Genomic DNA, 12722 nt, shown 5'->3' on the forward strand with positions numbered 1-12722 from the left:
GAAACTATAGAACGAAACAGCGACAGGGATATTAAATCGTGTTTATAGGAATGACTTACCGTATTCCATATCAGACGTACCGTAGTACTCAGCCAGACTCTGGCCGATATCGGCAAATGTCTCGCGACGACCTAGTGAACCGGCCTTAATTTTAGAGCCCGTTACCAATACAGGGATGTGCTCACGCGTATGATCCGTACCTTCCCACGTTGGATCACAACCGTGGTCTGCAGTAAGAATTAGCACGTCATCTTCTTGTAACAATTCAAGAATTTCAGGTAGTCGCTTGTCAAAATACTCCAACGCAGCCGCATAACCGGCAACGTCACGACGGTGACCATATGCTGAGTCAAAATCAACAAAGTTGGTGAATACCAAGCTATTGTTACCCGCCAGTTTGATTTGCTCTAGGGTTGCTTCAAACAGTGCAGGGATACCTGTTGCTTTTACTTTTTTCGAGATACCGCAGCCAGCGTAGATATCAGAAATCTTACCGATAGCAATAACGTCACCGCCTTTCTCATCGACCAGCTTCTGCAGCAATGTTGTTGCAGGCGGCTCAACAGAAAGATCACGACGGTTACCTGTACGCTCGAACTTGCCTTTGCCCGAACCTGTGAAAGGACGGGAGATAACACGACCGATATTGTAATCTGCAAGCTCTTCGCGAACGATCTGACAAAGCGTCATCAGGTTATCCAAACCATACGTCTCTTCATGGCAGGCAATCTGGAAAACAGAATCCGCAGATGTGTAGAAGATAGGTTTGCCCGTTTGCATGTGCTCTTCACCCAAGTCATCCAGTACCTGAGTACCCGATGCATGGCAGTTACCAAGGTAACCCGGAAGGTTCGCACGCTTAACGATGCTGTCTAATAGCTCTTGCGGGAAGCTGTTGCTGTGATCTGTAAAGTAGCCCCATTCAAACAATACCGGTACACCAGCCATTTCCCAGTGACCTGACGGGGTGTCTTTACCAGACGATAGTTCTTTTGCGTGGCCATATGCACCAGTAATTTCGGCATTGGCATCCAGGCCTTCAGGGAAGGTACCTGAAGACTCTTCACACGCTTTACCCAAACCCAATTTATTCAGGTTAGGCAGGTGCAGTGGGCCGCTACGCTCACCATTGTCGGCTTCGCCGCGTGCACACGCCTCGGCAATATGACCAAGAGTATTTGAACCTACATCACCGAAATCAACGGCATCTTCTGTCGCACCGATACCGAAAGAATCGAGAACAAGGATAATTGAACGTTTCATTTTGACTCCATTAAACATCTTCAGGGCGAACGCGACGGTAAACTTCAGGGGTTGGTTCTGGCTTCTGGTCAGCAATCGTAATGTTGTTACGAACAGCTTGAGCCGCCTCTTCCCATTGCGCTTCGGTACGGGCGTGTACAACCGCCAGAGGGGTATCTGCGTTCACTGCATCGCCCAGGCGGATCATATCGCTTAGGCCAACAGCGTAGTCGATAGTGTCGCTAGCAACACGGCGACCGCCGCCCATGCCAACAACCGCCATACCTAGGCCACGAGTATCCATTGAGTAAGCAAAACCAGTGGTCTCTGCAAATACAGGTTTCGCGATTTCCGCTTTTTCCAGGTAGTTGTCGTAGTTTTCCACGAAGTCTACCGGGCCACCCAGGCCTGCAACCATCTTACCGAAACACTCTGCTGCTTTACCGTTATCCAGTACCGCCTGCAGTTTCGCGTTCGCTTGTTCCAAATCAGTAGCCAGGCCACTGTTTACCAGCATTTCGGCACACAATGCCATGGTCACGGCAAATAAGCGAGGGTTACGGTATTCACCGGTCAGGAACTGAACGGCTTCACGAACTTCCAGCGCATTACCAGCTGTTGATGCCAATACCTGGTTCATGTCTGTTAGCAATGCCGTGGTTTTTGTACCTGCACCATTGGCTACAGCAACAATAGATTTCGCCAGGTCTTCTGATGCTTCATACGTTGGCATGAATGCGCCAGAACCGACTTTGACATCCATCACTAGTGAACCCAGGCCAGCAGCCAGTTTCTTCGACAAGATAGATGCTGTGATCAAGGAAATGTTATCAACCGTTGCGGTTACATCACGCGTTGCGTATACACGCTTGTCAGCCGGGGCTAAATCACCCGTCTGACCAATAATTGCCACACCCGCTTCTTTGGTCACCTGACCAAATACTTCATTTGATGGGGTAATGTTATAGCCAGGGATCGCTTCCAGTTTATCAAGTGTACCGCCAGTGTGACCCAGGCCACGGCCTGAGATCATCGGTACATAACCGCCGCATGCCGCCACCATAGGGCCAAGCATCAGAGAGGTCACATCACCTACACCACCGGTAGAGTGTTTATCGACAATCGGGCCATCAAAGTTCATGTGGTCCCAGTTAATCACCATGCCTGAATCACGCATCGCACAAGTCAGTGCTACACGCTCGTCCATGGTCATATCATTGAAGTAAATTGCCATTGCAAATGCGGCAATCTGGCCTTCAGAAACGGTCTCTTTCGCAATGCCCTGAATGAAGAAGTTAATTTCATCAGCAGTTAGAACAATGTTGTCGCGCTTTTTTCTAATAATTTCTTGTGGTAAATACATGATATTTCCCAATCTTGTGTTATTCGTAGGATAGATAACTATTCGATTGTTTTTGAATGAGAAATATCAGTAATTTCCCATATTTCGTCATCATTTAGATGCACGAGTCCACACAAGCTGTTGTGTAATAGCTGGAACAATGAATAGTTGCAGGTAAAACTAAATAAGGTGGCAACAATGCCACCTTATGGATTCAGACTTAGTAGCCGCCTTCAGCCGCTTTTTCGCCTTCACCGAGTGTGTGCAGTAGGTTAGCCAGCAGGCTAGATGCACCAAAACGGTAGTGCATGTTGTCAGCCCAGTCACCGCCAAGAATGCGGTCAGCCATCGCTAGGAATGCTTGTGCATCCTCAGCTGTACGAACGCCACCAGCGGGTTTGAAACCAACTGTTTTCTCAACACCCATGTCTTTAATCACAGTAAGCATGATTTCAGCAGCTTCTGGTGTCGCATTTACTGGCACTTTACCTGTAGAGGTCTTAATGAAGTCAGCACCTGCTTTAATACAAATTTCAGATGCTTTCTTGATAAGTTCTGCGGTCTTAAGCTCACCCGTTTCGATGATCACTTTTAACAGAATATCGCCACATGCTGCTTTACACTGCTTAACCAGCTCAAAGCCAACTTCTTCATTACCGGCCATCAGGGCGCGGTAAGGGAAAACAACGTCAACTTCGTCTGCACCGTAAGCAACAGCAGCTTTGGTTTCAGCGACTGCAATTTCAATATCGTCGTTACCGTGAGGGAAGTTTGTAACCGTTGCAATACGGACTTCAGGCGTACCTTGCTCACGCAGTTGCTTCTTAGCAACAGGAATAAAGCGTGGGTAGATACATACTGCTGCGGTGTTACCTACGGCTGTTTTGGCGTTCTTACACAGTTCGATCACTTTTGCATCAGTGTCGTCATCGTTCAGTGTTGTAAGATCCATTAATTTAAGTGCACGTAGTGCAGCAGCTTTTAAATCGCTCATGACTATCTCCAGTCCAGTTATTTTCTACCAAGCTTATAGAAACTGTTCCATACGCTCGACGATAAGTCTTTTTCCAAACCGCCAAACGGCCCGCCTACAGCGAACAGTTAGATGAGCGGACTTGGTTCCTTGAAGACTCAGGTAAACAACGCGAGATTGCATTACCTGATTGATATCCTTTTCACCGCGCTAGACGCTCAGCCTCTCGGCTCTTAACACAGAGACCGGAGAAAGAGCGCCTTGCTAGTTTGTGCCGTTCAGTAAAATCGTGACGGCAATCCCATCACGATGGGGGAATACTGAAACAGCAATTGTCAGTTTATGATGGCGCTCACCAATAATAGCAATGTCTGATGCGTGTCACCACCAAAGTCGTGTTTCCGTACGTGGACAATCTGTTTACATTCATAATCGGCATCAAGGTACTGATAAGTAGTAATTTAAAGCTTATTAACCCGTCATGATTTTCTCAAGAATCCAATGATAAGCAGCCCCACCAGCATAGACACCAACAATTCCCATTACTCCCGGCAATACCGGAGGAGCTGGAATGGGTAATTTGATTGCCGAAAATAACACACCGACGATAAATCCCGCCAAGATTGCCAGTAATACTTCACTCATAAACCTATCACTCTGTCTTTCAGTTCATATTTATGAGTGTAGCTTGCAGCCCAAAAGGTGCCGCTTGAACCAATGGAATAATGCTAACAAAAGAAAATTGTAGAAAGCGGAGCGCAATCGATTTTATGAGTTAAAAAAAAACGCCCACACCGCATTATTACGAAATCTGTTGAAAATACTTTTATACCAAATTCATTGGTATTGCTAAAACGCAGCTCAAAAAAAAACGCCACAGCAAGGCTGTGGCGTTTTAGTGCTGAACTTGTCAGTAATTATAGAGACAAGAACAGACCTGCAATTGTTGCAGACATCAGGTTAGATAGCGTACCTGCTGCTACAGCTTTCATACCGAAGCGAGCGATGTCGTGACGACGACTTGGCGCTAGACCACCCAGACCACCTAGTAGGATTGCTACTGAAGACAGGTTAGCAAAACCACATAGTGCGAAAGAAATGATTGCTTTAGTTTTCTCAGAAAGAATAACTTCAGCCGCTTCACCCAGGTAAGGGGCGAAGTTTAGGTAAGCAACGAATTCGTTTACAATCAGTTTCTGACCGATGAAAGAACCAGCGATGGTTGCTTCTTCCCATGGCACACCGATTAGGAATGCAAGTGGAGAGAAAACATAACCAAGGATCAGTTCCAGTGTCAGCTCAGGCATACCGAACCAACCACCAACACCGCCCAGCAGACCGTTGACTAGTGCAATCAGGCCGATGAAGGCTAGAAGCATTGCACCAACGTTCAGTGCTAGTTGCATACCAGAAGAAGCACCCGCAGCAGCTGCATCGATAACGTTCGCTGGTTTGTCAGCTTCATCGTCAGCATCGCCAGCAAGTTGCTCGATTGGTGTTTCTGTTTCAGGTTTGATGATCTTAGCAAACAACAGGCCACCAGGTGCAGCCATGAATGATGCCGCGATTAGGTATTCCAGAGGCACGCCCATAGAAGCATAACCCGCTAGTACACCACCAGCAACAGAAGCAAGACCACCACACATTACTGCGAACAACTCAGATTGAGTCATTTTTGGCACGAACGGACGGATAACCAGTGGAGCTTCCGTTTGACCAACGAAAATGTTAGCTGTCGCAGACATGGATTCCGCACGAGAAGTGCCCAGTGCTTTTTGTAGACCACCACCAAGTGCGTTGATAACAATCTGCATAACGCCCAGGTAGTAAAGCACACTGATCAATGCAGAGAAGAATACGATAACTGGCAGCACGCGCAGGGCGAATACGAAACCGCCGCCACCGAATACTTCAAACATCTTATCTGACGTCAAACCGCCGAATAGGAAGTTAATACCGTCATTACCGTAGCCAATTACATTAGCTACACCTTGAGACATGCCGTAAAGCACATCGCGACCAACAGGTACATAAAGAACAAATGCACCTAATAAGAATTGGATGGCAAATGCACCACCAACAGTACGTAAATTAATAGCTTTACGGTTATCTGATAGCAGAACTGCTAGACCTAGCAGTACTACGATCCCAACCAGGCTCATAAACACGCTCATAGTTTATGGCTTCCCTTTTAGTAGTTAAGTTTGGCGTCTCGACAATTTGGCTCATTAAGAGTCCAGCGAATTATACTCATGCGGAGACAGATAAAGTAATGCGAACATCACACTTTCCAAGGAAAGGAGATAAAAGTTTAGTGCTAATCGTGAGCAAGATCACGAACACGCCGACAGCTAGCGCAACCGATTAGCGCAACCGTTCAGATAATGAGATCTATATCACAAGGCAATATGAAAAAGTTCAGCTGTAGTTAAGGTTGTCACCTCTTCTATTTGCCGTTCCGATTCCACTCGTATCTCGGCTAATACTCGCAAAATGTTACATAGCCTGTCAGGACGGTTAGGTTCGCCCTGAAAGCCGGCAACGGGCATATCAGGAGCATCGGTCTCCAGCATAAGCTCTGCCAATGGCAGACTGGCTATAGTATGGCGCGTTTTATTCGCCCTACCATAGGTAATCGTTCCACCGACTCCAATTTTGATACCTAGATCAATAAGTTGCTTGGCTTGTTGAGTGCTGCCGCTAAAACCATGGTACACACCGCCCAAAATCGGTGGGTTTTGCCTCAGAACCACCATCAGCTCGGAAAACGCTTTTCGGCAGTGTAAAATGACGGGTAAACCCATGCAGTTCGCTAACACAACCTGCTCTTTAAGCAGTTCTATTTGCAGTTCTTTATTAACATCAGCAATGGCAAAGTCTAGTCCGCACTCACCGACTGCAACGCATTTTTTCTTTTCATCACCTTCACTGATAGCGCTTAAGCGTGAAGCCAAATTAGAGATAGCGGTGTCACTATGCTCATGGCTAAAAAAGGGATGCAGGCCCAAAGCATAATAGAGGTTGGGATACTGCAGGCTAAGTTGCTCAACAAGCGCCCAGTTCCGCTCCCCTACCGAAGGGATCACAATAACCCCCACTCCGGCACGACGAGCCAGCTCAAGATAATGTGCTGGATCATCTGAAAATGGCGGGAAGTCGAAATGACAATGGCTATCTATTAGCATATAAAACTATTCATTATCATTCAGTTGAGGCCTTACCAAGTCAGTTTCCTCTACACCTTGTTTCAACCATTCCCGCATTTTCTTACTCCCCTATTCTTATCCAGTAAGATTAATCGGCTTATATTGATTTCGCTATCATCACGACCATAGTACGGCCTTTTACCAAGATGGTCTTATGAGGATAAGCTGGCACTTCATCAAGCGCGTAAATGTCTCGCGGGCTGCTTTCAGCCGTATTGATCAATAAATGCCAGCCCGTTAGCTCCCGCTCTGGTAATGTGAATTCAAGCGGATCCCAATACGCATTGCAAATCACATACAGTTCATCTTTCGTTTTCGGATGGCTGACGGTCAACGCCAGCGAATGGGAATGCTCTGACCAGTCAGGTTGATAAGGCTTAAGGCCATGCCAGCAAATATCGACATTTTCTAATGCCGAGCTTAGTGACAAGTGCATGTTCCTCTCAATAGTTGGCTCAGCACGGCGGAATTGGCTGAGCAGTTTTACAAACCGCAGTAAATCGGCATGCTTATCAACTAACCGCCAGTCAAACCAGCTTATCTCGTTATTCTGACAATACGCATTGTTATTACCCTGCTGGGTTCGCCTGACTTCATCCCCCATGCAGATCATCGGCGTTCCCAGCGATAGAAACAGTGTTGCCAGCATGTTTTTGCACTGACGATGGCGCAGGGTCTCAATCTCAGTAAAATCGGTAGGCCCTTCAATTCCATAGTTACAGGACACGTTATGATTATCTCCGTCCCGGTTGTTTTCTCCGTTGGCCTGATTATGTTTCTGGTTATAGCTCACCAAATCATTGAGGGTAAAACCATCATGGGCACAGAGAAAATTGACAGAACGATGGGACGAATGATGACGGCTGCCATAGATATCGGGCGAGCCCAGCATACGGGAGGCAAAACGGCTGACACTATCAATGTCTCCCCGCCAGAAAGCCCGAACATCATCACGGAATTTACCGTTCCATTCATTCCAACGATCACCAATAAAGGAACCCACCTGATACAAACCAGCCGCATCCCAGGCTTCCGCAATAATTTTTGTGCCACTTAGAATGGGATCTGAATCGATTGACCACAATAGCGGCGGTTCTTTCATCGGTACTCCCCGACTGTCACGAGCCAGAACGGAAGCTAGGTCAAAACGGAAACCATCAACGTGCATTTCGGTCACCCAATAATGCAGCGCATCAATGATCATCCGCCGTAATACACTATGATTAGCATTACAGGTGTTACCGCAACCACTGTAATTAGCGTATGAACCATCTTTCCGGTTAATCAGATAATAGGCACCATTCTGTAACCCTTTAAAGCAGAATGTCGGCCCGCCTTCGCCCCCTTCTGCTGTATGGTTAAACACCACATCAAGTATGACCTCAATACCGGCCTTATGCAGCTCTCTGACCAGCTCCTTAAATTCATTAATGGCACTCAGCGGATGTTTTCCAACACTATAATCGGTATGCACAGCAAAAAAATTAATCGGGCTGTATCCCCAGTAATTTTCTTGGCCCTCCGGTGCATCCGACACATCAAACTGCTGCACTGGCATCAACTCAACGGCCGTTACCCCTAAAGATTTAAGATAAGGTATTTTATCAATAATGCCGGCGAAAGTGCCTTGATGCTCTTCCGCTATGCCAGAAGACAGATGCCGGGTGAACCCCCCCACATGCATTTCATAAATCATGGTCTCAGTCAGCGAATGACGGGGAGACTCGCTGTCCTGCCAGTCAAAGACCCGGTGATCGACGACTATACTTTTCATGCAGGCATCCATATTGGTTCCGGGCCCGATAGCTCGCTGCCTGTTATCATGATCACTAAAGCAAATAGCGTGACAGTATGGATCTATCAGCACTTTGTCTTTATCGAAACGCAGGCCTTTTTCAGGTACCCACGGGCCATCAACCTGAAAGCCATAAATCTGGCCATGACCGATATTGGCAATGAAGATAAACCAGTAATGGCCGCGTTTGTGAATCAATGGATTGAGTACAAATGAGAGAAAAGGGCTATCAGAATTACGGTCAGTAAACAGGTGCAGGGTAACCTGAGTGGCATCTTTGGAATACAGGCTGAAATTGACCCCCGTCTCTTTTACGGAACTACCTAATGGTGATGGAGCCCCTACTCCGGGATATATTTCACGACTCTGCGCGACGTCCATCGTCAACTCCCTGACAATTAATACCAATTACACCGAACAATACCATCTGGGCATGATATGCAACCGCTGGAGTATACAAGTAATAATCATCTTTTAACAAACAAAAAAAACCGCCACAAATGTGACGGCTGATTCGTTTTCGCTGTTAGTAACCGGTACTTAACGATTAGTGTTCACGTGTTGCACGGAAATCGATGTCAGGAAAACGTTCTTTCGCCAGATTCAGGTTCACCATCGTTGGCGCAACATAAGTCAGGTTGTCGCCACCATCCAATGCCAGGTTAATCTGATTTTTGCGCTTAAACTCTTCCAGTTTCTTTGCATCATCACACTCAACCCAACGTGCAGTCGCAACGTTTACACCTTCGTAGATGGCTTCAACGTTATATTCTGCTTTCAGGCGAGCAACAACCACATCAAACTGAAGCACACCTACCGCACCAACAATCAAATCATTGTTCTGCAACGGACGGAATACCTGTACCGCTCCTTCTTCTGAAAGCTGAACCAGGCCTTTAAGCAACTGCTTTTGCTTTAGTGGATCTTTGAGACGGATACGACGGAACAGTTCTGGCGCGAAGTTAGGAATACCCGCAAACTTCAGCTGTTCACCTTGAGTAAACGTATCACCAATCTGAATCGTGCCATGGTTATGCAGACCGATAATGTCACCGGCATACGCTTTCTCAGCTCGTGAGCGGTCACCGGCCATGAAAGTCACTGCATCAGAAATGCTAACATTCTTGCCTGTGCGGACGTGGTTCATCTTCATGCCCTGGTTGTAAGTACCAGATACTATTCGCATGAACGCTATACGGTCTCGATGCTTAGGATCCATGTTTGCCTGAATCTTAAATACGAAGCCAGAGAACTTCTCTTCTGTTGCTTCCACATCACGCTCATTGGCCTGACGAGGTAATGGCGTAGGCGCCCACTCCGTCAAACCATCCAGCATATGGTCAACACCGAAGTTACCCAGAGCGGTACCAAAGAATACTGGTGTTAATTCACCACGGAGAAACAATTCACGATCGAATTCGTGTGATGCGCCAAGCACCAACTCTAATTCTTCACGAACTTGTTCAGCTAAATAATCACCTACCGCAGCATTCAGCTCAGGATTATCCAACCCTTTGATAATACGCTGCTCTTGGATCGTGTGACCCTGCCCTGTTGCGTATAAGATCACTTCATCACGGTGAATATGGTAAACACCTTTGAACTCTTTACCGCATCCGATTGGCCATGATATTGGTGCACATGCAATGTTCAGCTCGTTTTCCACTTCATCGAGCAGCTCCATCGGATCACGAATATCACGGTCCAGTTTGTTCATGAAAGTAACAATCGGCGTATCACGCAGACGGGTAACTTCCATTAATTTACGGGTACGATCCTCGACACCTTTAGCCGCATCAATCACCATCAGGCATGAATCGACCGCTGTCAGAGTACGATACGTATCTTCCGAGAAATCTTCGTGTCCCGGGGTATCCAGCAAGTTTACCAGACAATCATTGTACGGGAACTGCATTACCGATGTGGTTACCGAGATACCACGCTCTTTCTCCATTTCCATCCAGTCTGATTTTGCGTGCTGGTTAGAGCCACGACCTTTTACAGTACCGGCTTTCTGGATCGCGTTTCCGAATAACAATACTTTTTCAGTAATTGTTGTTTTACCCGCATCCGGGTGAGAAATGATAGCAAAAGTACGTCTTTTAGAGACTTCGCTTTGAAATTCAGTTAGTGACATTACAGTATTCTTTATATGTAAAAGCCGATCTCTGTTGATACGATCAAATCTCATACAACAACAGAAAGAGAAAAAAGAAGGATGAACCCAATTAGAGCTATTCTCGCTGATTTCGACCAGATACACAATCAGGCCCAATAACAAACCCTACTCTCACCGCTTTTCAAGTAAGAAAAACGGCAAAAAAAACAATCACTCATAACCAGTGACCCAACCGTCAAAAATCAGACATCTGCCGAGATGTTCATTCCAATTATTTGACAGAATGTTACAATATCGCTTCCTGCGCGTTGTGATCGCTGAGTCTCTGATTCACCGTGCAAATACAGGAAGCGATACCAAACTATTTATAAAAACACCAATAACATACCAGGGTAGAGTTCAAGGCTATGGAATCATATATCACAACGCAATCAGGACGTATTACCGCTCTACAAGGCAATGCTGTTGCTGAATTCAACAATGCCCGACATCCTCTGACCGTTGATGATGTAATCCCTGATGGGGCCACTCTTTTGTTCGACAATGGCACGGAGATTGCCATTATTCAGCAAGATGGTTCCGTACTTACCCTTGGTAATGAACAATCCGTTCCCGATGCTTCCACAGATGCATTGCTCAGTGACGAAATTGCAGCAATTCAATCCCTGATTGCTTCAGGTGACGATCCGACACTTTCTCTTCCTGAAACGGCAGCGGGTAATCAAACCGGCAACACCGGCGGATTCGACTTCGTTGATGTCGAGCGCCAGGCCGAAGAAACAATAGCGAATGCTGACTATTCAACCTCTGCGGTAATAAAAGATGACTCTCTACTAGTCGATGAAGATCGTGATGAAGAAAGCTCAGTTATTGATGATTCAGTCTCTGACAGTGACACCAATACTCCAGCAGGCAACAATAATACTCAACCTGAAGCGAATAACGTCAGCGTCACCACCGAGGAAGACACCCCGGTCAGCGGCCAGCTAACAGCCACCGATGTCGACGGCGATACCCTGAGCTTCGCGACAGGCACCGAGCCACAAAACGGCAGTGTTACCGTCAATACCGACGGCACCTGGACCTATACTCCGAATGAAAACTACAACGGTGGCGACAGCTTTACCGTGGTGGTCAGCGATGGCAACGGCGGCACTGATACGATCACGGTGAATGTTGGAGTCACATCGGTCAACGACGCGCCAGTGGCGAACGACGATACCGAGCTGAGCACCGAAGAAGACACGCCGCTGACCATCGATGTGCTGGACAACGACAGCGACGTCGATAACGACACGCTGACCATCACGAAAGCGACCGTCCCTGCCGAGCAAGGCACCGTGGCGATCGACGACGGCAAGCTGGTGTTCACGCCGGCCGACAACTTCAACGGCGAAGCAACCATCAGCTACGAAATCAGCGACGGCCAGGGCGCCACCGACGCGGCCACCGCGACAGTAACCGTGACCCCGGTCAACGACGCGCCAGTCTTAGAGGGTGAGAACAACAAGCCACTGGGCGATGACATCAGCGTCACCACTTCGGAAGACAAGCCGGTCAGCGGCACCCTGAAGGCCACTGATATCGACGGCGATACCGTGAGCTTCGAAAAAGGTACCGAGCCACAGAATGGCAGCGTGATCGTCAGTGCCGACGGCACCTGGACCTACACCCCGAACACCGACTACAACGGCAGCGACAGCTTCACCGTGGTGGTCAGCGACGGCAACAACGGCACCGATACGATTAGTGTTAACGTGGGTGTGACCCCAGTCAACGACGCGCCGACCATCGACGTGACGGCGGTCGATAGCATCGCAGAAGATGGCGTGAGCACAGCCACCGTGGTGGCGAGCTTCGAGGTCAGCGACACCGACAGCGAAAACTTAACCACCGCGATAGAGAACGATCCAAACGGCTACTTCACCATCGACGGCACCGACGTGAAACTGACTGCCGCAGGTGTGGCCGCGGTCAACAACGACGAGCTGGACCTGAAGAGCTTGACGGTCGAAGTGTCAGTGACAGACGGCGTCAACGATCCC

9 protein-coding genes are annotated in these 12722 nt (G+C 47.7%); 1 reads left to right on the forward strand and 8 read right to left on the reverse strand.

Features of this window, described 5'->3' with window-relative positions:
• Nucleotides 1-42 precede the first annotated feature (42 nt).
• From C9I89_RS19005 to prfC, 8 genes are all read right to left on the reverse strand, one after another.
• Complete coding sequence (locus C9I89_RS19005) at nt 43-1263, reverse strand: phosphopentomutase (protein WP_107284893.1); 1221 nt, start codon at nt 1261-1263, stop codon at nt 43-45.
• Between the two features lie 10 nt (nt 1264-1273).
• Nucleotides 1274-2605, reverse strand: coding sequence for a thymidine phosphorylase (deoA, locus tag C9I89_RS19010; RefSeq protein WP_107284894.1), 1332 nt, complete (start codon nt 2603-2605; stop codon nt 1274-1276).
• 199 nt (nt 2606-2804) lie between these two features.
• On the reverse strand, nt 2805-3578 hold the full coding sequence (deoC, locus tag C9I89_RS19015) for a deoxyribose-phosphate aldolase (RefSeq protein ID WP_107284895.1): 774 nt from the start codon (nt 3576-3578) through the stop codon (nt 2805-2807).
• 450 nt (nt 3579-4028) lie between these two features.
• Nucleotides 4029-4202, reverse strand: coding sequence for a XapX domain-containing protein (locus tag C9I89_RS19020; protein ID WP_107284896.1), 174 nt, complete (start codon nt 4200-4202; stop codon nt 4029-4031).
• A 272-nt stretch (nt 4203-4474) separates the two neighbouring features.
• Nucleotides 4475-5731: a NupC/NupG family nucleoside CNT transporter gene (locus tag C9I89_RS19025; RefSeq protein WP_107284897.1), complete on the reverse strand. Its 1257-nt coding sequence runs from the start codon at nt 5729-5731 to the stop codon at nt 4475-4477.
• 222 nt (nt 5732-5953) lie between these two features.
• Entirely contained in the window at nt 5954-6742 is a 789-nt protein-coding gene (locus tag C9I89_RS19030) for a TatD family hydrolase (RefSeq protein WP_107284898.1), read from the reverse strand.
• Nucleotides 6743-6860: 118 nt separating this feature from the next.
• The gene (gene glgX / locus C9I89_RS19035) at nt 6861-8939 is read right to left on the reverse strand and encodes a glycogen debranching protein GlgX (protein ID WP_107284899.1); all 2079 of its coding nucleotides are present in this window, start codon (nt 8937-8939) and stop codon (nt 6861-6863) included.
• Nucleotides 8940-9105: 166 nt separating this feature from the next.
• Nucleotides 9106-10695: a peptide chain release factor 3 gene (gene prfC / locus C9I89_RS19040; RefSeq protein ID WP_107284900.1), complete on the reverse strand. Its 1590-nt coding sequence runs from the start codon at nt 10693-10695 to the stop codon at nt 9106-9108.
• Nucleotides 10696-11084: 389 nt separating this feature from the next.
• Here prfC and C9I89_RS19045 point away from each other — a divergent pair.
• On the forward strand, nt 11085-12722 hold a 1638-nt coding region (locus C9I89_RS19045; protein ID WP_146155085.1), incomplete at its 3' end, for a retention module-containing protein.

The organism is Photobacterium lipolyticum, assembly GCF_003026475.1.
GTDB classification, from domain to species: Bacteria; Pseudomonadota; Gammaproteobacteria; order Enterobacterales; family Vibrionaceae; genus Photobacterium; species Photobacterium lipolyticum.